The sequence below is a fragment of the Bacillus niameyensis genome (genome assembly GCF_001375535.1).
GTDB classification, from domain to species: Bacteria; Bacillota; Bacilli; order Bacillales; family Bacillaceae_C; genus Lederbergia; species Lederbergia niameyensis.
Genome location: NZ_LN831197.1, coordinates 649,525 through 671,437 on the forward strand (window position 1 = coordinate 649,525; position 21,913 = coordinate 671,437).

General features: G+C 36.3%; 19 protein-coding genes, 1 other RNA gene and 1 other annotated feature. Of the genes, 16 read left to right on the forward strand and 4 right to left on the reverse strand.

What is annotated here, in order from left to right:
- The first annotated feature begins 52 nt into the window (after positions 1 to 52).
- The 6 genes from dinG to nth all read left to right on the forward strand — a co-directional run bounded on the left by dinG (position 53) and on the right by nth (position 7,642).
- On the forward strand, positions 53 to 2,842 hold the full coding sequence (gene dinG, locus BN1243_RS03235) for an ATP-dependent DNA helicase DinG (RefSeq protein WP_062104828.1): 2,790 nt from the start codon (positions 53 to 55) through the stop codon (positions 2,840 to 2,842).
- 251 nt (positions 2,843 to 3,093) lie between these two features.
- On the forward strand, positions 3,094 to 3,573 hold the full coding sequence (locus BN1243_RS03240; RefSeq protein WP_062104829.1) for a cell wall elongation regulator TseB-like domain-containing protein: 480 nt from the start codon (positions 3,094 to 3,096) through the stop codon (positions 3,571 to 3,573).
- A 26-nt stretch (positions 3,574 to 3,599) separates the two neighbouring features.
- The gene (locus BN1243_RS03245) at positions 3,600 to 4,790 is read left to right on the forward strand and encodes a pyridoxal phosphate-dependent aminotransferase (protein WP_154669933.1); all 1,191 of its coding nucleotides are present in this window, start codon (positions 3,600 to 3,602) and stop codon (positions 4,788 to 4,790) included.
- 38 nt (positions 4,791 to 4,828) lie between these two features.
- Complete coding sequence (gene asnS / locus BN1243_RS03250; RefSeq protein ID WP_062104831.1) at positions 4,829 to 6,121, forward strand: asparagine--tRNA ligase; 1,293 nt, start codon at positions 4,829 to 4,831, stop codon at positions 6,119 to 6,121.
- A gap of 151 nt (positions 6,122 to 6,272) precedes the next feature.
- The gene (locus BN1243_RS03255; protein ID WP_062110357.1) at positions 6,273 to 6,953 is read left to right on the forward strand and encodes a DnaD domain-containing protein; all 681 of its coding nucleotides are present in this window, start codon (positions 6,273 to 6,275) and stop codon (positions 6,951 to 6,953) included.
- 23 nt (positions 6,954 to 6,976) lie between these two features.
- Positions 6,977 to 7,642, forward strand: a complete 666-nt coding sequence (gene nth, locus BN1243_RS03260; RefSeq protein ID WP_062104832.1) for an endonuclease III — start codon at positions 6,977 to 6,979, stop codon at positions 7,640 to 7,642.
- A 65-nt stretch (positions 7,643 to 7,707) separates the two neighbouring features.
- On the opposite strand, the gene BN1243_RS03265 is transcribed toward nth, so the two are convergent.
- Together BN1243_RS03265 and recU are read right to left on the reverse strand one after the other, a co-directional pair.
- Complete coding sequence (locus BN1243_RS03265) at positions 7,708 to 10,371, reverse strand: PBP1A family penicillin-binding protein (RefSeq protein WP_062104833.1); 2,664 nt, start codon at positions 10,369 to 10,371, stop codon at positions 7,708 to 7,710.
- Positions 10,372 to 10,397: 26 nt separating this feature from the next.
- Complete coding sequence (gene recU, locus BN1243_RS03270; RefSeq protein WP_062104834.1) at positions 10,398 to 11,006, reverse strand: Holliday junction resolvase RecU; 609 nt, start codon at positions 11,004 to 11,006, stop codon at positions 10,398 to 10,400.
- Positions 11,007 to 11,412: 406 nt separating this feature from the next.
- On the opposite strand from recU, the gene BN1243_RS03275 reads away from it, so the two are divergent.
- The 3 genes from BN1243_RS03275 to BN1243_RS03285 all read left to right on the forward strand — a co-directional run bounded on the left by BN1243_RS03275 (position 11,413) and on the right by BN1243_RS03285 (position 12,617).
- The gene (locus tag BN1243_RS03275) at positions 11,413 to 11,631 is read left to right on the forward strand and encodes a hypothetical protein (protein ID WP_062104835.1); all 219 of its coding nucleotides are present in this window, start codon (positions 11,413 to 11,415) and stop codon (positions 11,629 to 11,631) included.
- Positions 11,632 to 11,709: 78 nt separating this feature from the next.
- Positions 11,710 to 12,090, forward strand: coding sequence for a YppE family protein (locus BN1243_RS03280; protein WP_062110359.1), 381 nt, complete (start codon positions 11,710 to 11,712; stop codon positions 12,088 to 12,090).
- A gap of 56 nt (positions 12,091 to 12,146) precedes the next feature.
- Positions 12,147 to 12,617, forward strand: coding sequence for a YppG family protein (locus tag BN1243_RS03285; protein WP_062104836.1), 471 nt, complete (start codon positions 12,147 to 12,149; stop codon positions 12,615 to 12,617).
- 110 nt (positions 12,618 to 12,727) lie between these two features.
- Here BN1243_RS03285 and BN1243_RS03290 read toward each other — a convergent pair whose 3' ends face one another.
- Positions 12,728 to 13,198 (reverse strand): Hsp20/alpha crystallin family protein, encoded by a 471-nt coding sequence (locus BN1243_RS03290; protein WP_062104837.1) that lies wholly within the window; start codon positions 13,196 to 13,198, stop codon positions 12,728 to 12,730.
- A 144-nt stretch (positions 13,199 to 13,342) separates the two neighbouring features.
- Here BN1243_RS03290 and BN1243_RS03295 point away from each other — a divergent pair, with 144 nt between their 5' ends.
- The 6 genes from BN1243_RS03295 to BN1243_RS03320 all read left to right on the forward strand — a co-directional run bounded on the left by BN1243_RS03295 (position 13,343) and on the right by BN1243_RS03320 (position 18,952).
- Positions 13,343 to 15,610, forward strand: a complete 2,268-nt coding sequence (locus BN1243_RS03295) for a DEAD/DEAH box helicase (RefSeq protein ID WP_062110361.1) — start codon at positions 13,343 to 13,345, stop codon at positions 15,608 to 15,610.
- 45 nt (positions 15,611 to 15,655) lie between these two features.
- Positions 15,656 to 16,912, forward strand: a complete 1,257-nt coding sequence (locus tag BN1243_RS03300) for a ribonuclease H-like domain-containing protein (protein WP_084781795.1) — start codon at positions 15,656 to 15,658, stop codon at positions 16,910 to 16,912.
- Positions 16,913 to 17,126: 214 nt separating this feature from the next.
- Positions 17,127 to 17,426: a CotD family spore coat protein gene (locus tag BN1243_RS03305; RefSeq protein ID WP_062104838.1), complete on the forward strand. Its 300-nt coding sequence runs from the start codon at positions 17,127 to 17,129 to the stop codon at positions 17,424 to 17,426.
- Positions 17,427 to 17,848: 422 nt separating this feature from the next.
- Positions 17,849 to 18,142 (forward strand): cell division regulator GpsB, encoded by a 294-nt coding sequence (gpsB, locus tag BN1243_RS03310; RefSeq protein WP_062104839.1) that lies wholly within the window; start codon positions 17,849 to 17,851, stop codon positions 18,140 to 18,142.
- A gap of 74 nt (positions 18,143 to 18,216) precedes the next feature.
- Positions 18,217 to 18,613, forward strand: an RNA gene (gene rnpB / locus BN1243_RS03315) — RNase P RNA component class B.
- Positions 18,614 to 18,766: 153 nt separating this feature from the next.
- The gene (locus tag BN1243_RS03320; RefSeq protein WP_062104840.1) at positions 18,767 to 18,952 is read left to right on the forward strand and encodes a hypothetical protein; all 186 of its coding nucleotides are present in this window, start codon (positions 18,767 to 18,769) and stop codon (positions 18,950 to 18,952) included.
- A gap of 99 nt (positions 18,953 to 19,051) precedes the next feature.
- Here BN1243_RS03320 and BN1243_RS03325 read toward each other — a convergent pair whose 3' ends face one another.
- Positions 19,052 to 20,137, reverse strand: coding sequence for a bifunctional 3-deoxy-7-phosphoheptulonate synthase/chorismate mutase (locus BN1243_RS03325; protein ID WP_062104841.1), 1,086 nt, complete (start codon positions 20,135 to 20,137; stop codon positions 19,052 to 19,054).
- A gap of 320 nt (positions 20,138 to 20,457) precedes the next feature.
- Positions 20,458 to 20,682, forward strand: a binding site (T-box leader).
- 50 nt (positions 20,683 to 20,732) lie between these two features.
- Here BN1243_RS03325 and aroC point away from each other — a divergent pair.
- The gene (gene aroC, locus BN1243_RS03330) at positions 20,733 to 21,905 is read left to right on the forward strand and encodes a chorismate synthase (protein ID WP_062104842.1); all 1,173 of its coding nucleotides are present in this window, start codon (positions 20,733 to 20,735) and stop codon (positions 21,903 to 21,905) included.
- The last annotated feature ends 8 nt before the right edge of the window (positions 21,906 to 21,913 follow it).

The window sequence follows — 21,913 nt, forward strand, 5'->3', positions numbered from 1 at the left end:
AATTAATCAGTAAGGGGCGCTTGCGCTTTTCTTAATTAAAGGTGAGAATGACATGTTACAAAAATATGTTGTGGTTGATTTAGAGACAACCGGTAATACTCAAGGACAGGGAGATCGTATTATACAAATTTCTGCTGTTGTGATAGAAAACTTAAAAATTATTGACCAATATACATCATTTATAAATCCGGAAGTTCCTATACCTCCTTTTATTGAAGAATTAACTGGAATTAATGATGATATGGTGAAAAATGCACCATTGTTTGCTGAAATTGCACATGATATTCATAATTTTCTCTCAAATTCTGTGTTCGTTGCGCATAATGTCTCGTTTGATCTTAAATTTTTGCAAAAAGAATTTCAAGAATCAGGATTTGATCATGTATTTTCGGAAACAGTTGATACAGTTGAACTTGCAAAAATCTTGATGCCGGAAGCACCAAGTTATAAATTATCCGAACTGTCGGGTCAGTTGGATTTTGAGCATGACCATCCACATCAAGCCGATAGTGATGCTTTAGCAACTGCTGAATTACTTTTAATGCTTATCGACAAAACCAAGCAATTACCAATCGTAACGTTGGAAAAGTTGGTGGAGCTGGCTTTTTTCTTGAAAAGTGATATTGGAACATTGTTTCAAACTGTTTTAGCGGAACAACAAAAAAAGTTAGGGAATCTCCCTAGCCACCTTGAAGTTTTTAGAGGTATCGCTATTAAGAGAAAAGTAATAAAAGAAAAAGATAAATATGTTATTGACTATGATTTTCCAAAAACACCAGAGCAGAAGTCTCAATTGTTAAAAGGCTTTAAAAAGAGAGAGAGTCAGTTCGATATGATGGACACGATCTATCATTCTTTAATAGAAAAGAAGCATGCTGTCATCGAAGCGGGAACTGGAACTGGAAAATCGATTGCGTATTTACTCCCTGCTGCTTATTTTGCTTTAGGACATCATAATCCTGTCGTTATTAGTACATATACAAATCAAATGCAAGAACAGATATTAAATAATGAATTGAATAAGCTATCCAAACTTATCTCCTTTCCCATACAAGCAACTATTTTAAAGGGAAGAAATCACTACATTAATTTGTTTAAATTTGAACAGACTTTAAAAGAACAGGAAAATCATTATGATACCGTATTAACAAAAATGCAGCTCCTCGTCTGGCTTGTTTATACTGATACAGGTGATCTTGATGAACTAAATTTTTCTGGTGGCGGTCTATTGTTTAAACAGCGGATTAAACATGATGGCTGGTTTATAAATAAGGAAAAAGACCCGTGGCTATCAAGGGATTTTTATTTATTTGCCCGTAAACTTGCGGCTTGTTCAGATCTAATTATTACAAACCACTCGATGTTACTGGCCGATACGGAGAAAAATATGGAGATATTACCTGAGTATCACTATATTATTGTGGATGAGGCACACCACTTAGAAAGGGCAGCTAGAAAAAGTTTCGGAAAAAAATTAGAGTATACCTTGATGAAATATTGGTTAGGTAGAGTAGGTTCTTTAGAAAAAGGGCTGCTTTTTTCTAAACTGGAATTTCTAATAAATAAGAAAAAACTTGTACCAGCTATTCTTTCTGAAAAGATAGAACAGGCTATTATAAATTTAGACGACGAAATCGATGATTTATATACACAACTAAGTAGACAACTTCTTATATCAACGAAAGACAAATTAGAAAAAATGAAAAGAGAAACAATGCGAATTACAGAAGCTGTTACTGCTAAAAGTAATTGGTTATCGATCATAGTTTGTGCTGAGCGTGTGTATGACTTTCATCAATTAATAAAGCGTGGAATAGAAGAACGTCTTTCGTTACTGAAGCAAAAAGCAAGTGAGCTTTCTACGGAAGAACAAGCATTTTTAGAAGAAGCGAACAGCTTTATTTTAGACTGGACTTCAATAGGAACTAATGTTAAAGATTTACTTATAAGACCATCTGAAACAGATATTATTTGGCTAGAGGGCGATATTAGAATTCTTCCTAATGGTTTAACTATTAAACAAGAACCTCGTCATATTGGATCATTATTATTTGAACACCTCTATAATAAGAAAACAGTCATTATGACTTCGGCTACTCTAACTGTTAACCATTCCTTTCGATATTTTTTAAATGAAATGGGCATTCCTGAAAATAATGTTGTACAAAAAATATATAAATCTCCGTTCGAGTATAAAAAAATGGCTAAATTAATGATACCTACAGACATTCCGGATATTCGCGGGAAGGTTACAGATGATTATATTGAAGCTATTGCAGGTCATATTATTGCTATTTCTGAAGCAACAAATGGGCGATTATTAACACTCTTTACGTCATACGATATGTTGACAAAGACTTATCATTTAATAAAAGAATCGGGGAGTTTGGAGGACTTTGTTATTCTTGCTCAAGGAATAACGGTTGGAAGTAGAACACGATTGACTAAAAGCTTTCAGCAATTTAATAAGGCGATTCTCTTCGGAACAAGCAGTTTTTGGGAAGGCGTCGATATTCCTGGGAAGGATTTGTCATGCCTCATTATTGTGAGACTCCCGTTTTCTCCACCAAAAGAACCTGTAACAGAGGCCAAATATGAGGAAGTAAAGAGACAAGGATTGAACCCATTTACAGAATCCGCTCTTCCTGAGGCAGTCCTTCGTTTTAAACAGGGGTTCGGACGTTTAATAAGGGGAGAATCTGATCGGGGAGTAGTTATTGTCTTTGATAGAAGATTAGATACAACTAGTTACGGGAATGTTTTTCTTGAATCTCTACCAAATATATCGGTAAAAAGAGGTTCGCTAAATGAAATTATAAATGATATTGAAGACTGGCTTTAGAAGGGCGTGGCCATTATAGGCCACTGCCCCTTGGGTGTGGGCTAAAATATTTTAAAAACGCAAAATACATCATCTTTCTTCAAAACCTGCTATAATAAATGATGATGTCACCCGCGCTGTTAATACATATTATGGCCAATATCAAAATTCATATTTGTGACAAAGTTTGACAGCCTAAGAAGGAAACAATCTTAAATAAGGGGAAGATCAAGCTTGACTTGCAGTAAATTTATTATAGTGAGAGTGACCTGATGAAAAAGTGGATCATCTTATCATTATTGTTTGTTGTTTCATTATCGTTAACAGCCTTTATCTATATATACGGGACGGCAAGAGGTCCTTTGGTCGATATAGAAAAGTATGCTGAGAATAGGGCAAGGAAAGAAGCGAAAATTGAAAAAGTTGATGACATTTACCTTTATAATGGCTCCGAAACGTATTATGTAGTTGTTGGGGATGATAGTGATGGTACTAAAATCGTCGTCTGGATTTCTGAAAAAGAAGATCAAAAGGTAGAAATAAAAAAACTTTCTGATGGTATATCAAAAGAGGCTGCTATTTCAAAATTATATGAAGAAGAAAATCCGCAAAAGCTCCTCGGTGTGCGCCTTGGAAAAGAAAAAGATTTGGCAGTTTGGGAATTGTCTTATCTTGATGACAATTCTAATTTAAATTATTATTATATTCACTTTGATTCTGGAAAATGGTGGAGAAAAATTGAAAATTTATAGAGAAAGAGGAAACGATATCAATGGAGATTAAGTTGGCAAATCGAGTACAATCACTTACCCCATCAACCACCTTGGCAATTACAGCTAAAGCTAAAGAATTAAAGGCCCAAGGACTCGATGTAATCGGTCTTGGGGCAGGGGAACCTGATTTTAACACACCTGAAAATATTATTGAAGCTGCTTATTTATCTTTAAAAGGCGGGTTTACTAAATACACGCCAGCTGGGGGATTGCCTGAATTAAAAAAGGCGATTATTGAGAAGTTTCGCCAGGATCAAAACCTTGAGTATGAAAACACCGAAATTATTGTTGGAAGCGGAGCAAAACACGTTTTATATACACTTTTTCAAGTGTTATTGAATGAAGGAGACGAAGTAATCATTCCTACTCCTTATTGGGTCAGCTATCCAGAACAAGTTAAACTAGCTGGTGGAGAACCGATTTATGTTGAAGGAAAAGAGGAACAAGATTTCAAAATCACACCTGAACAATTAGTGTTAGCTATAACGTCTAAAACAAAAGCACTTATTATCAATTCGCCGAGTAATCCAACAGGTATGATCTATACAAAAGAGGAACTAACTGAAATTGGTAATATTTGCTTGCAACATAATATTCTGATCATTTCCGATGAAATTTATGAAAAGTTAGTTTATGGCTCAAACGAGCATGTATCTATTGCACAAATTTCACCAGAGTTGAAAAAATTAACTATTTTAATCAATGGTGTTTCCAAATCTCACTCAATGACTGGATGGAGAATTGGGTATGCAGCGGGAAATAGATCATTAATCGCTGCGATGACGGATTTAGCTAGTCATTCTACTTCTAATCCGACAACAACTTCTCAATATGGTGCTATTGAAGCTTATAATGGTCCTCAAGATGCCGTTGAAAAAATGCGAAATGCATTTGAAGAACGATTAAATATTATTTATAATCAATTAGTACAAATTCCAGGATTAAAGTGTAAAAAGCCACAGGGGGCATTTTATCTGTTTCCAAATGTAAAGGAAACAGCTGCTTTATCTGGATACGAATCTGTTGACCATTTTGTCGAGGCTCTTCTTGAAGAAGCTTTAGTAGCTGTTGTTCCAGGGTCTGGTTTTGGTTCACCAGACAATATTCGATTGTCCTACGCAACTTCCCTAAATAACTTGGAAGAGGCTGTTAAACGAATTCATTCATTTGTAAATAAAAAAACAAACAAAGCTTAAATCGACTTTTTAGTTTTAATTGAAGGGAATGCTTAAATTTGAAAGTTACAATCTCAGAAGTAAATCAACATGTCGGGAAAGAAATTACAATCGGTGCATGGCTTGCTAATAAACGTTCTAGTGGAAAAATTGCTTTTCTTCAACTTCGTGATGGTACAGGGTTTATTCAAGCCGTTGTTGTAAAAAGCGATGTAGCAGAAGATGTTTTCCAAACAGCCAAGTCTATTACACAAGAAACATCGCTATTTGTAACAGGGGAAGTTCAGGAAGATAGTCGTTCACCGTTTGGATATGAACTTTTAGTTACAAGTATAAAAATTATCCATGAATCCGTTGATTATCCGATTACTCCTAAAAATCATGGTACTGAATTTTTAATGGATCATCGTCATTTATGGTTGCGTTCACGTCGTCAACATGCCGTAATGAAAATCAGGAATGAAATTATTAGAGCCACCTATGAGTTTTTCAATAAAAATGGTTTTGTCAAAGTTGATCCTCCAATCTTAACAGGAAGTGCACCAGAAGGAACAACTGAACTTTTTCACACGAAATATTTTGATGAAGATGCTTATCTTTCCCAAAGTGGGCAGTTGTACATGGAAGCTGCAGCAATGGCACTCGGTAAAGTCTTTTCATTTGGTCCCACATTTAGGGCTGAAAAATCTAAAACAAGAAGACATCTTATTGAATTTTGGATGATTGAACCTGAAATGGCTTTTTATGAACATGAAGATAGCCTTGAGGTTCAGGAACAATATGTTGCATACATCGTTCAATCAGTGTTAAAAAATTGTTCACTTGAATTAAATAGACTAGAGAGAGATACATCAAAACTAGAAAAAATTGTTGCTCCATTTCCTAGAATCACATATGATGATGCGATTAAACTACTGCATGAAAAAGGATTTGATGATATTCAATGGGGTGAGGATTTTGGTGCACCGCATGAGACAGCCATTGCGGATCATTATGATAAGCCTGTTTTTATTACTCATTATCCAACCAAAATAAAACCATTTTATATGCAGCCTCATCCAGATAGAGATGACGTAGTCCTTTGCGCAGATTTGATTGCACCTGAAGGTTATGGTGAAATTATTGGTGGATCTGAAAGAATTCATGATTTTGAGTTAATGAAAAAACGAATAGTGGAACACCAGTTGCCGCTTGATGCCTATGAATGGTACTTGGATATTTCTAGATATGGTTCTGTCCCTCACTCCGGTTTTGGTCTAGGGTTGGAACGAACTGTAGCTTGGATATCAGGTGTAGAGCATGTTAGAGAAACCATTCCATTCCCACGGTTACTCAATCGTATTTATCCATAGGATCTCGAGACTGGCCCAAAATAGAGGGTAGAGCCCTTCAAACTTTCGAATGAAACGAGAAGGGATAAACACTTTATTTATGGTCAGTCTCTTTTCTATCAGTTCGGGTTTTTAAAGGAGGTGTAAGACGGTGAGTGGGAACGAAGACTTAATGGTATCATGGCTTGAAGCCGGCTCTATCCAGATTCCTTATCTGTTAATGGAGAAATATCGATTATTAGGGCTCGATGAAAAAGAGTTAGTCTTAATTCAACACATTCTTTCGTTTGCTGAAAAAGGGAATGAATTTCCAACTCCTGAACAAATAGCGCAAAGAATGTCAATTACAAATGATGAATGTTCTTCGATATTACGAAAACTTGTACAGCATGAGTTTATAAAAATTGAAGATAGGAAGGTTGAGGAAGTTCGGTTCGAGAAATATTCCCTGACACCTTTATGGTACAAGCTTGCAAATGAACTCATGAAGGAAAAAAATCAGGTTAATGTAGAAAAGGTTTTTACTGAAAGTAAAGATCTATATACTATTTTCGAAAACGAATTTGGACGACCACTTTCTCCAATGGAATGCGAGTCAATGGCAATGTGGATCGATCAAGACGCTCTAGATCCTTCACTTATTAAGGCTGCATTAAGAGAAGCCGTTATTTCTGGAACATTAAATTTTCGTTATATTGACCGCATATTATTTGAATGGAAGAAAAATGGCATCCAAACAGTAGATCAAGCTAAGGAACATAGTCAACGATTTCGGAAAAGAACTACAAAGCAAACTTATTCACCCCAACAAAAAGCTAATCCAGTGCCGTTTTATAACTGGCTTGAACAATAAAATCAAGCCTTGAAGGTGATAATGTGTTAAATAAAAAACAAATACGATTTTGTCTTGATGAGATGGGAAAAATGTTTCCTGATGCTCATTGCGAATTAGTTCACTCCAATCCATTTGAACTTGTTATTGCAGTAGCTTTATCGGCCCAATGTACAGATGTTCTTGTCAATAAAGTAACAGCCAGTTTATTTGAAAAATATAAAACCCCTGAAGATTATTTATCTGTACCTTTAGAAGAATTGCAATTAGATATACGATCGATTGGTTTGTACAGAAACAAAGCGAAAAATATCCAAAAGTTATGTAGAATGTTACTTGACGAGTATGATGGGATAGTTCCCCGAACACGTGATGAATTAGTTAAGCTTCCGGGAGTGGGGAGAAAAACAGCTAATGTAGTCATGTCAGTTGCATACGGGGTACCTGCTATAGCAGTTGATACTCATGTAGAAAGAGTTAGTAAGCGTCTAGCCTTCTGCAAATGGAAAGATAGTGTGCTTGAAGTAGAAAAAACATTAATGCGTAAAATTCCTGAAGATGAATGGTCTGTTACACACCATCGAATGATATTTTTTGGACGATACCACTGTAAAGCTCAAAATCCACAATGCCCTGATTGTCCACTTAATGAAATCTGCCGGGAAGGCAAAAAGCGATTGAAAAAAATGGAAGTTATTAAAAATGATTGAGAAAAAGCAAGTGGAGATTGTCTCCACTTGCTTTTTCTTTAAGCGTAATTCACAGTTTGTCAATATTACTCACTTTGATCATCATTCGGTGATTGATCAGTGCTTGTTTCGTCGGTGTTATCTTCTTCATTTTGGTCAGCCTCACCGGAATCCTCATTGTCCTCAGGTCTATTCGCATTTTCACCTGGTGGATTTGGTTGCCCAGGATTGTTTCCGTTATCGGGTTTCGGTTTATTATTATTCTGGCCGCCATTATCATTATTATGTTGATCTTGACCATCTTGGTTTTGATCCTTATCTGGTTCTTTATTATTCTCATCACCTGGATCAGGCTTTTCCTCTTCAGCTTCTTCTTTTTTAGGAACTGTTACGCTTGCTGTACCGGCTGAGCTCTTTTGATTCCCTGAAACCGCAACTACTTCAATCGTATACGTAATTTCAGGCTCAACATTTTGAAGTGTATAACTTAACTCATTTACTTGACCTAATGCTTCGTTCTTGCCGTTACTCATCTTAATAGTTACATCAAATTTAAGTTCTTTTTCATCCAATTCAGGGTGCTCCCAAGAAAATTGGATTTGATTTTCCGCTTCTTTGTATTCACCATTTACTGATGGTGCTTCTAATTTATCATAGTTTGTGGAAACCTCTTTTGGTTCTGTCCCAACTACGAACAACTCTCGGACAATGTGACTGTCAGGAGTGTATTTACTTGGCTTTTTAGCAGGATTCGATCCTTTTTCAACTTCTGCTCGAACTACACTTTTAGGCATCTGAAAATCTGGTGTTTCAATGCCCTCCGAAACGTGAGCCATAAGATTTTTATATAATTCTTTAGCGATTTGCTGATCATTTGTTCCAGCTCTTAATGGAATGCTCCGTTTTTCGTATCCCGTCCAAACGGCAATCGTATAGTTCGTTGTATATCCAGCAAACCAAGCATCAGGGACGTCGTTCTTACTTACACCATAGTCTTGCATATCTTTCGGTGTGTAGTTTGTTGTTCCCGTTTTGGCTGCAGCAGGCAATCCAGGAATAATAGCAGTTCTACCTGTTGCTCCAGCTTTATTGGATAATACATCTTTTAACATATCCGTAACCATATAGGCTGTTGATTCTTTCATTGCGATTTCAGGAGAAATTTTATTAACGATTTCTGTTTCCTCATCGCGTAAAATAATCTTTTTAACAGTGTGTGGTTTATTGTAAATGCCGTTATTTCCAAATGTTGCGTAAGCACCAGCTAATTTTAGTGGAGAGATATTTTCCAAACCGCCGATAGAGGCTGCTTCATTTTCCACTTGATCATGATCTATACCAAGCTTCGCAGCAAACTCACGTACTTTGTCTTTTCCGGCAGCTTGGTAGGCTTTTAATGCTGGTATATTTCTTGACCGATAAAGGGCTTCGCGAATTGACATTTGCCCTAGATAGCCTTGATCAAAGTTATTAATCGATTGTCCTGTATTATATTTATACGGCTCATCGACAACTTGTTCATAGGTTGACCAGTTTAAATATTCAATGGCAGGACCGTAGTCAAAGATTGGTTTCACTGTTGAACCTGGCTGTCTATCAGATAACTGGGTTGCGAAGTTTCTGCCGCGCTTAATATCTTTATAGCGATTTCCGCCAATGGCACGTATTTCACCAGTTTTAGTATCCGTAAGTACTAGCCCGGCTTGCATTTCATCATTTGGAAATTGTACTATTTCATCTGTAAAAAACATTTTTTCTGTATATTCCTGCGCATTCGGATCTAAGGTTGTATAAATTTTTAATCCATCCGTATATACATTGTATTCTTCTCCCATTGACTCTACTTCACGAATAACCTGATCAACGAAAGAGTCATATTTATAGGAACTTTTGTTATTTTCTTCTTCTGGAATTAACGTTTCAGATACAGAGATCTCTTTTGCACTTTCCATTTCCTCTTTGCTAATTTTACCATGCTGGTACATTAGGGATAGTACAATATTTTTTCGTTTATCTGCTTTATCAAGATATTTATATGGGTCATAGTTATTTGGAGATTGGGGCATTCCTGCTAAAAAAGCTCTTTCTTGAAGTTCAAGTTCATCCAAATTTTTGTCAAAGTAAAATTTGGATGCCGTTTCAATTCCATGAATTCCATTGCCATAATAGATTTTGTTAATATAAATTTCAAAAATCTGTTTCTTTGTATATTCTTGCTCGAGTTTCATTGCTAACCATGCTTCTTGTGCTTTTCTCTTTAATGTTTTTTCTTTTGAGAGATACGATAATTTAACGACTTGCTGTGTAAGGGTAGAGGCTCCTTCTGAACCAAAGCCACGAGTAACGTTTGCTAAAACAGCTCCCGCAAGTCTTCTTAAATCAATGCCACTATGTTTGAAAAAGCGTACATCTTCTGTCGCAAGAACAGCGTCAACAACTTCTTCTGGAATTTTATCGTATTCTACATATTCGCGTTTTTCTTCACCTAGTATAGCATAAACATCCCCGTTCATATCAAATAGCTGGGACGCGACTGGGTCGATTAATAGAACGTCATCCAATGGTGGCGCATCTTTCGCATAAATGGCAAAAGTTGTTACACCAGTTATCATCCCTACAAGACCGATAATAAGGAAAGTCAAAAATATCGTTTTAATTATTTTTCGTGCTTTACTTTTCGGCTTTTGTTTCGCTTTCGTTTTCGTTTGTTGCTTCATTCGTTCAGTTCTCGTTTTATATTTTTCTGCCATACGCAGTATTCCTCACTTTCAACAAATTACAGAAGATTTAAAGACATTAGGGTTTTTAAGTAATCAATTCTTGGATGCCATCCATACTGGACCCGGTGCCCAATTTTTTCAACTTCTTCTTTTTTTATCGATTTTCTGCCTCCAGTTAACATGCGTTCCCAATAGCGGAATAGATCTTTACCTTCTAATAGGTAAAGTTCATCGACTGAAGCAAAGCGTAAAATAACAAAAACTATTCCACCTAATTTATCAACGTTTTTCATATGTTCAATTTGGTGTTCGTGAAAGTTTTTTAATGGGAAGGATGTTACACTTCGTGTTTCTTTTGCTTCAAAATCAATGTATTTACCATTGCACACTCCATTATAATCTGTCGTAGAAGCTTGACGAAAATAAGCCTCCTTAATGACAGCTTTACTCCTTGACTTGTAATCAACATTAACAATTTGAACGGGAGTTGGTTTTTTATGAATCACGGCTATACCATTGGAAAGGTAATATGAATTGGTTTCATTTAAATCTTCTTCAAGAGTCATGCCCCGGTTACTATAAGAACTCTTTTTTGCATTGTTTTGTGCTACTTTGGAAATAACGGGATCCTGATATTTCCTGCCATTCGGATAATGAACCTCCATATTAGCTTCACCTCACTTGCCAATTATACCACAGCCAATCATACAGAAAGGATATATATTCCTGAACAATTTTTCAATAGGATGACAAGCTATGCATGATCATAATAAAAATGGATATGTTATAGGTGACATAATTATTTTCAAGGAGGTTTGTTAAATGGCCAAAAATCGAAACAGAAAACAAGAGAAAAAGGAAAACCAACCTAGAAAAGCCGGGGAAGGCAATCCGAAGCTTACTGGACCAAATCGACCTTCTACGTAAAAACAGATGCATATGTCGAAATGATAATTTATTCGTACGAAAACCACTTTGTTTGACGAATCACTTCTAGTTTTGTCAACCATGCAGGGAACATAAAAAAAATAGAGAATTAGTGTAGCAAAAGGTGTAGATGGAGGTTGCCGTATGACTAAAACTGAACTATTGATGAGACTAGAGGCGATAAGTTGTCAAATGGATGAGTTAGAACAAATGATTGCGGAAAAATCGATCCAAAATCAGATTGCTTTGAATAACATAATGAAGGCGAAAGAACGAAAGATGAAGCATTCCCTTTCAAAGTTGGAAAGAGAATACGAATTTAAGAAAACAAAGTTGCAGCAAAGCTTTGCAATAGCACGTTAAGGATAACTTGATAAATTGATTTAAACATAGTAAGATGTGGAAAAAAGTAGCCATAAAAAGCTACTTTTTTCTTTGGAGATGAGAAGTTTGGATCAAGTAAGACTAATGGAATTAACAACTCGCTTGTATGAATATAATCAAAAAGCAAATGAAAGCTTCTTAAAATGTCGTGATAGTGGTCAAGAAGGTGATTTTTTTCAAGAAGTTAAACCTTTTGCGGACAAGGTAAAAGAATGTGCTGACGAATGGGAACCAGCGGCAGTCAATTGGGTTTTAACAGAAAAACCAAAAAATCTTCATCCTATGCAAGTTCGGAATACAGCAGAAAATATTCAAATGGTCTCTATTCGTGCCTTTTTTCCGAAAACAAGTTTAAAACGATTCAACAGTCATATTCAGTCTATTGATTTTATTTTGCAAAGAATGATGGAGGAGTTAGAAAAAAGAAATGGATTGTGACATTTTACTTCTGTGGGCATATGGTGTAATAGAAAATAATCCAGGGGGATTGTATGATGTTACGCCCATATAGAAATATCCAATCACAACCATATCAATTTCAGATACCGCCACCTCAACAACAGCCATATGCTCCTTACTTCAACCAAATGGGACATATGAACGGGTATAATGCTTACTCACCATACGGACCATTTCCTTATAACGAGTATAGTCCGTATCAATATCATTCAGTTCCGTCACAAAAAGGACAGCAGAAAAAAACAGGTTACTTATTTCAAAATCCACTACAACCAGAAGAGGGATATATGTATGAAAGCTATCCCAAAAAAACGTATCAGCAAGATCAGCAAAAAATGTCATATATCCCAAAGCCATCCCCTATTGGTTCAGTCATGAACTCATTTAAATCACAGGATGGTTCTCTTGATTTCAACAAAATGATTAACACGGCAGGTCAATTAGTCAATGCTTTTAACCAGGTTTCTGGTATGGCTAAAGGTATTGGTGGCTTATTTAAACTTTAAAAGGAATCGATTTTTTTCGATTCCTTTTTTTCATAGGAATTTATAAAGTTGAACAGATCTAAGTTCATAGAAGCTATCAAGTTTGTATGATCTTTATTATGTGTTTGCGTTTAATCGATATTAATTTTCCTTCCTTTTTCTTTAGGAATTTTAATCGTAAGCATCCCATTTTCATAATGAGCATTTGCTCGATTGTGTATCACTGGTTTGGAAAGCGGAATGGTTCTTGACATTTTCCTCGATAATCCCTTTTGATGAAAAATAGAGTTGTGATGATCTTCTTTCCTAATTGATTCTTCTTGTTTTACAGAAATGGAGACATATTGGGGTAATACTTCGATTGCAATTTGTTCTTTTTTCACACCAGGAAGCTCTGCTTGAACGATGTATTCGTTATCTTGTTCTTTTAAGTTAACAGGAAAACCTCCAAATGGCTTGGACTGAGTAAAGAAATCATCCATACTTTGCAATAATCCCCTATTTGGAGGCTCAGCAAATAGCCGATCCATTGTACTCATAAAATGGCGAAAGGAATCCTCGAGTTGCCTGTTATTACTATTGAGAGGTCGCTTTTCCTCCATGTTTACACCTCCTTTTCAAGTCAATGTATATTATGTTGTTTTTATTAAAAGAGTTCTTTTTTTTAAGTGATACTTCATCAATATACTAGGAAAACGAACACTTATTCACTAGAATAAGAGATAGAGGTGATTTAGTTGAAATGGATGAATAGTTTTGAAGATATACTGAACAATTTAAAAAATAATCCTTTATATAAAGATCAAATTGTTACATGGTTTACTTTAGAGGAAGAATCAGCTAAAACTTTGCCTTTCCCAAGTAATTTAAACAATGATCTGCTTAAGGCTATAAAATCTCGGGGAATTAATGAATTATATATACACCAGAAACAAGCATATGATGCTGTCATGTCAGGTGAAAGTATAACAGCTATTACTCCAACTGCTTCTGGAAAAACGCTTTGTTATAACTTGCCCATTCTCCAAACAATTTTGGAGGATAGAACAAGCCGAGCCTTATATATATTTCCTACTAAGGCTTTAGCTCAAGATCAAAAGAGTGAACTTAATGAACTTATTGATGCAGTCCATCTACCAATTAATCACTATACTTATGATGGTGACACTCCTGCTAATATTCGACAAAAAGTGCGTAAAGCTGGCAACATTGTTATGTCAAATCCCGATATGCTTCATTCAGCGATTTTACCCCACCATACAAAATGGGTAGCTTTTTTTGAGAATTTGAAGTTCGTTGTTCTAGATGAATTACATATTTATCGAGGTGTATTTGGGAGTCATGTCGCAAATGTTTTAAGAAGATTAAAGAGAATTTGCCAATATTACGGTTCTGATCCTCTGTTTATTTGCACGTCAGCAACGATTGCAAATCCAAAAGAGCTAGGGGAGACGTTAACTGGGGAGACAATGACTCTTATAGATCAAAATGGAGCGCCACGTGGGAAGAAACATTTTATTTTTTATAATCCACCAGTCATTAATCAGCAGTTAAATATACGCAGAAGTGCAACACTTGAAGTTCGACGCCTCGCAAGCGAATTTTTGAAAAATAAAATTCAAACGATAGTGTTTGCCCGCAGTCGTGTTCGTGTTGAAATTATTTTAACTTATTTACATGAACTCATTAGCAAAAAGATTGGGTCTAAAGCAATTAGAGGATATCGTGGCGGTTACTTGCCATCACAGCGTCGTGAGATTGAACAAGGACTTCGCAATGGAACGATTTATGGTGTCGTTAGTACAAATGCTTTGGAATTAGGTGTAGATATTGGTCAACTTGAAGTTTGTATTATGACAGGCTATCCGGGAACGATTGCCAGCACTTGGCAACAAGCGGGTAGGGCAGGTAGAAGAATGAAAGAATCTCTCGTCATCATGGTAGCTAGTTCTTCTCCTTTGGATCAATATATTATAGAACATCCCGAGTACTTTTTTGAACAGAATCCAGAAACAGCTCGTTTGAATCCGGACAACTTAATTATCTTATCTGATCATATTAAATGTGCAGCATATGAGCTTCCTTTTGGAGAGAATGAGTTATTTGGAGAGGTAGAAATTCAAGATATATTAGAATTTTTGGCAGAAGAGAGGATCCTCCATAAAAACGGTAAGAAGTGGTATTGGATGAACGATTCTTTTCCAGCTCATAATATCAGTCTCCGCTCAGCTTCTCAGGAAAATGTTGTGATTATTGATCAAACAGATCGTGCAAACGTAAAAGTGATAGGCGAGATGGATATTTTTAGTGCTATGACACTTTTACATGATGAGGCGATTTATTTGCATCAAGGGATTCAATACCAAGTTGAACATCTTGATTGGGAAGAGAAAAAATCCTATATCTCTGAAGTAGAGGTGGATTATTACACGGATGCCAATCTCGCAGTTCAGTTAAAAGTATTAGAAGAGGATCAAAGGGTTGAAAAAGCATGTGCGGAAATAGCCTATGGGGATGTAACGGTGAATGCAATGGCAACAATCTTTAAAAAAATTAAGTTTGAAACACATGAAAACATTGGATCTGGGCCGATTCATCTCCCAGAAATGGAGTTACACACAAATGCTACTTGGTTTTCCTTTAACCAAGAATTAAGAGAACTGGAACTAAAAGATTTAGAATTTGGATTAATTGGCTTATCACACACACTGAAAGCAATTATCCCGCTATTTGCGATGTGTGATCCGAGTGATTTCCAAGTTATTCCGCAAATAAAAGCAGCCCATAATGAGAAGCCTACTATTTTTATTTATGATCGTTATCCAGGTGGGATTGGAATTAGCGAGAAGATCTTTCAGCAAATGATTGATGTTTTATTAGAAGCTAAATCACTTGTAGAAAATTGTGCTTGCAGGTCCGGCTGCCCTTCATGTATAGGAATTGAAACCGAATTTGGAAAATCAAAAAAAATAACGATTGACTTATTAACTGAATTTATCGATGCGGTTTACTAAGAAAAAAAGAAGTCAATATCTTGACATTGTTGTAGAAGGGGGGAGATGACAATATCGATAAAAGGGAAATTAAACCGTTTGAAGAAACATGTAGTTCGTAAAGAAGAACTAGAACTGCCTAAACCCGACGTAAAAACAGCATTAAGTGCAACACAAAGTATTCCATTTTTACAAGATTGGGAAAGGGCAGGGGCAAAACCTTATTATTTTGAAGAACAGTTTTGCCTCGTTAGAGAAGTCCGTTACCCGTTAAGTCATTTACATGGCCATTATCCGTTTAGTGACTTGTTGAGAGCTGTAGAACTGTGGCAATCATTTTCTGGTAATCATCCTTTATCGGCCAAGGGATTAAGTCCAACAAATTTATTCTTCTTCGACACGGAAACAACGGGACTAAATGGTGGCGCTGGGAACACGATATTTTTACTTGGCCATGCTCAACTGGTGGATGATGAAATTGTCCTTAAGCAACACTTCTTGCCAGAACCAGGATTTGAAGTTGCTCTTTATAAAAGTTTTTTAGAATCGGTCGATTATACAACCCTTGTTACATACAATGGAAAGGCATTTGATTGGCCACAAGTTCAAACACAGCATACTCTTGTTAAAGAGCATGTCCCAAAACTACCAGCATTCGGTCATTTTGATCTCTATCATGCTTCAAGAAGACTTTGGAAAGAGAGAATAGAATCCGTCAAGCTTGTGAATGTCGAAGCAGAAATATTGGGCATCAAGAGAGAAAACGACATCCCCGGTTTTTTAGCGCCAATGATTTACTTTGATTTTGTCGAACGAAAAGATCCGGAGGCCATTTTAAAAGTTCTGCAACATAATGAAGTTGATATTTTATCGTTGATCACTCTATTTATTCATTTAACTATTCAAATACTTTCTGAGGATCCACAACAATCGGCAACAGAAAAAACGTTAGTTGGGAAATGGTTTCAATATTTAGGTGAAAAAGAAGTAGCGGCCACTTCTTTTATATCTGCTGCGAAGGAAGGGGATGTTGTTGCCAAACACTATCTTGCATTCCATCGGAAACGTGAAAAGAAATTTGATGAAGCAAAGAATTTGTGGATGGAAGTATCTGGACAACCAATACTAACTATTCAAAAAGAAGCCTGTATTGAGCTTGCGAAGTTAATGGAACACCAATACAAAGATTATAGTCAAGCTGTTTTTTTTACAGAAAAGGCACTAGCTGTTCACACAGATTCGAATAGGAGCGATCAAGGAGACACTTTTGCTGTGCAGGCAAAAAAAAGGTTATATCGTTTGTTTAGGAAATTAAACACGTAAAATTTCCCGGGCAAGCGCAGTTTTCGACTTGTTATATTAGAATTTTCAATTTATTAGGAATTATAATGGGGAAATTAGACGACTTTTGACAGTGAAGTGACTCGAATAATTATGAGATCGTTAGGAAATATGGGTATTATGATTAGTACATGTATTGGTGAAGTGTCATAGTCTATAAATGAAAAGAGATTAATGACAAGAAAGGAGCTTTTTTATGTTTAATAACTGCACAAAGGTACTTCCAGCTGTTGTTCATCCGACCAAATGCTGTGTTAATCATACCCAACAGAATTTTATCGTCCCAGAAATTCATCCTTCTCACACAACAACGGTCAATCATCAAAATTTTGTACATCAACATTATTTCCCACATACGCAATCGGTTGTGAACGAGGTAACCAATCAGCAGGTCGTTATGCCAGGACCAGGACCTGTTCCGGGGCAAGGATTCGGACCAGGTTTTGGACCAGGACCACGACCAGGATTTGGCCCAAGACCCAATTTTCCTTTCTAATTTCTGATAAGGGATAAATATTACTCAAGGCACTGACATTGTCAGTGCCTATTTCTGCTCACCTTCTATACATAGAAAAAACAGTAAAAAACGACTTCAATAATTTGTGACAATTTTAATCTTTTGAAACAGGGTATTAATACCTAATGCAAAGTATCCAAAAAACTATGCGTAGAATATAGTTAGAGGAAAATGAGCTATAGAATAGGGGTCACAAAGGCGTTACGATAGGATGGTGCGAACTTAGTTTTCATTTAACTATTAATAAATCGGGGATGAAAGAAACCTCACTTTTCTTTATAGTAGTATGAGATATTTGTAAAGATTGCGAGCAAATAATTTAGTGCTATTGGAAATTGACAAAATGGCTGTATTTTGAAAGAATAATGGTAATGTAGTGGAATTTGAAGGTGGTGTTTAGAGTGAACAAATTGAATTTAACAGCTAAAGAAATTTTGGAAAAGGAATTTAAAACAAAATTTCGTGGGTATAAACAAGATGAAGTGGATCAATTCCTAGATTTGATCATTAAAGATTATGAATCAATTAAACAAATAGTAGATGACTTACAACAAGAAAATGCAAGATTAAAAAAACAAGTGGAAGATCAATCAAGACGTCAGTCAGTTCAACCGGCTGGTACAACGAATTTTGATATTTTAAAACGACTTTCTAATTTAGAAAAGCATGTTTTCGGAAGCAAATTAGACGAATAAATATGCAGTACTAATATTTCCCACTTGCAATCCAGTAAAAATAATAATACAATTGTATCTTGTCATGACCCATAACATTCGGGTAATCGCTGCTATTCTAAATAGCAGAGGAAAGTCCATGCTCGCACGGTGCTGAGATGCACGTAGTGATCACGCCTGGCGAAAAGATAAGCCAGGGCAGTTCGGTTAATACTGAATTGACGGCAGGGAAAATGCCTAAGTCTTGTATAAGATATGGCTTGAATACCTTTAAAGTGCCACAGTGACGAAGCTTTGCTGGAAACAGCAGAGGTGGAACGAGGTAAACCCCGTGAGCGAGAAACCCAAATTTTGGTAGGGGCACTCTTTTGAAGAAAATGAACGGAGAAAGAGGCATGTTTGCAAAGATATGCAGATAGATGATTACCACCGGAGTACGAGGCTTAACCTGAGCCATTTGTAGTACGATGGAACAGAACATGGCTTACAGAATGTTATGGTAGGTTTTCAGTCTAAAACAAGCGGACTACTCAGAAATTAACTTCTGAATAGTCTTTTTTAGTTTATTAATAAAAACTTCAAGAAGAATAAATTCCCTGTGTCTTGAATATACTTTACGTATAGAAAAAGATAGGGGTGAGATCGATGGCTGTAAAATTGGATGAGTTTGAAACAATTTCAAGGGCTATTCAATCAACATACAATAAGCTTAAGGAAGAAGAACAGTATTCAATGATGGCTGTTGAAAGCCTAAGGGAAGCTGAGGAATCTTTAAATAAAGCGATAGAACATTCTTTGTCGCAAAATGGAAATGCTGGTTTTATGAGGTAACTATATAAGTACATAGGATTTGGTTATAACCAAAAAAACAGTCCACTATAAAATGGACTGTTTTTTAGTCTTCATTAAACAATGCGCTTCAGCTTTTAATCATCCTACAGGAGCTTTTTGGACTACACTTGCAAAAGCTTTTACTTCTGCCATAAATTTGTTGAATTCTTCAATATCCATTTGCTGTGCAGAGTCAGAGAGTGCAACAGCAGGATCAGGATGAACTTCTGCCATAATCGCATCGGCCCCAATAGCTAAAGCTGCTTTAGCTGTCGGTAGAAGTAAGTCTTTTCTACCAGTAGAGTGGGTGACATCGACTACTACAGGTAAGTGAGTTTCTTTTTTCAGAATAGGAACAGCAGAAATATCTAAAGTATTTCTCGTCGCCCGCTCATAAGTTCTAATTCCTCTTTCACAAAGGATAATTTGACTATTGCCTTGTGAAATAATATATTCAGCAGCGTACATAAATTCCTCAATTGTTGCTGCTAATCCACGTTTTAATAGTACTGGCTTTTGAACAGAACCTACTAATTTCAACAATTCAAAGTTCTGCATATTACGGGCACCAATTTGGATAACATCGACATAATCCAAAGCAGCTTCAACATCTCTAGTATCTAATATTTCACTAATTATCGATAAACCTTCCTCATCAGCAACGCGTCTAAGGATTTTTAATCCTTCGAGTCCAAGACCTTGGAAATCATATGGTGATGAACGTGGTTTAAATGCTCCGCCACGCATTAGGTTTAATCCTTGTTTTTTCATTGCCTGAGCAACAAGTTTTACTTGATCATAGCTTTCTACTGCACATGGTCCCATAATGAAATGCTGGGTCCCATCTCCAATTTTCGTATCATTGATCGTGACAACCGTATTTTCCGGTTTTTTCTTCCTAGAAACAAGCAATGCTTTTCGATTATCATCTTTTTGCAATTCTAAACTTGCCTTAAGAATTTGCTTGAAAATATGTTGAAGTGTGGATGTTTCAAAAGGTCCTTTGTTATGATCAGCAACCATGTCAAGGATTTTTCTCTCTTGGACAGGATCAAAGCGGTTAACACCTTGCATTTCTTTTAATTTGCCAATTTCTTGCGCAATTTCCGCCCGCTCATTTAATAATTCCAAAATTTGCAGGGTCTTCTTTTCGATTTTTGAACGTAAAATTTCGAGTTCTGACAATGTAAACCCTCCCTATATGTCTTTAAATATAATAACACATTTTCTTCATTGCTTCAACGCTGTGAAGCGTGTATGAATTTATTTTGTTGATAGCTCAATACCATAGACTGGATTGATAAAATTGTCAATAGAAAAAACAAAAAGATTTTTCGCTATTTGATTGATTACAATTGTATGTCATAAATAGAAAATTGACAAATGGAAACGTAGACAAAAATTAGCTTTTTTTATAGTAAGCGCTACCATTTTTTTATTTTAGAAAATATCAAAATTTTGCTTTACAAGTTCGCAACAATGTGATAAAAATTGAATTTAATAAAACAAATGCTTTGATGGGGCAAAGTAGCTTCATGATACTGTAGTGTTAGAGAGCTAATGGTTGGTGAAAATTAGCACAATCATGAATGTGAATTACTCCCTTGAGCTTCCTTTCTGAACATTTGACTTCTCAAATTAGTAAAAAAGGACGGTAATAGCCGTTAACTTACTGAGAGGCGGATTTTTCCGCAATTAGGGTGGTACCGCGATAATCAATCGTCCCTGCTATATGCAGGGACGATTTTGTATTTTTTAACAAAAAATGGGGGTATTGAGATTGAGATATTTAACAGCTGGTGAATCACATGGTCCACAATTAACAACCATTATTGAAGGAGTGCCTTCTGGGCTAGAATTAACAGCCGAAACAATCAACACTGAACTTGGAAGAAGGCAGAAAGGATACGGCCGTGGCCGAAGAATGCAAATTGAGAAAGACCAGGCTCTAATCACGAGTGGTGTTCGTCACGGTTACACGATTGGGGCACCTATAGCGCTAGTAGTTGAAAATAATGATTTTAAACATTGGAGAAAAATTATGGGTGCTGAACCGATCAGTGCAGAAGAACAAGAAGATGTAAAAAGAAAAATTACGCGACCTCGTCCTGGTCACGCTGATTTAAATGGTGCGATAAAATATGGACATCGGGACATTAGAAATGTTTTAGAAAGATCTTCGGCAAGAGAAACGACAGTTAGAGTGGCAGCAGGAGCTGTAGCCAAGTCCATTCTTTCCGAAGTTGGCATTAAAGTCGGCGGTCATGTTTTGGAAATTGGTGGCATCCGTGCTGAAAACATACAGTACAATTCTATTGAAGAATTGCAAACTATTAGTGAAGATTCTCCAGTACGCTGCCTCGATCCAGAAGCTGCTGAGAAAATGATGAGAGCAATTGATGATGCTAAAAAGCAAGGAGATTCTATTGGAGGCATTGTTGAAGTTATCGTCGAAGGTATGCCGATAGGGGTCGGAAGTCATGTTCAATACGATCGCAAATTGGAAGCAAAACTTGCAGCTGCTGTTATGAGTATCAATGCATTTAAAGGTGTGGAAATTGGTATTGGTTTTGAAGCAGCTCATCTTCCAGGAAGTCAAGTACATGATGAAATTGCTTGGGATAAAGACAATGGTTATACAAGGAGAACAAATAATGCAGGTGGATTTGAAGGTGGAATGACAACAGGGATGCCTATTGTCATAAGAGGTGTTATGAAACCTATTCCGACTTTGTATAAACCACTTGAAAGTGTTGATATCGATACGAAAGAACCGTTTAAAGCAAGTATCGAGCGCTCCGACAGTTGTGCAGTACCTGCAGCAAGCGTCGTAGCTGAAGCAGTCGTTGCTTGGGAATTGGCAGCCGCTATTGTTGAGCAGTTCGGTCACGATCGGATGGATACCATCAAAGAAAATATTGAAAAGCACCGGGAATACTCTAAGAATTTCTAATAAAGGAC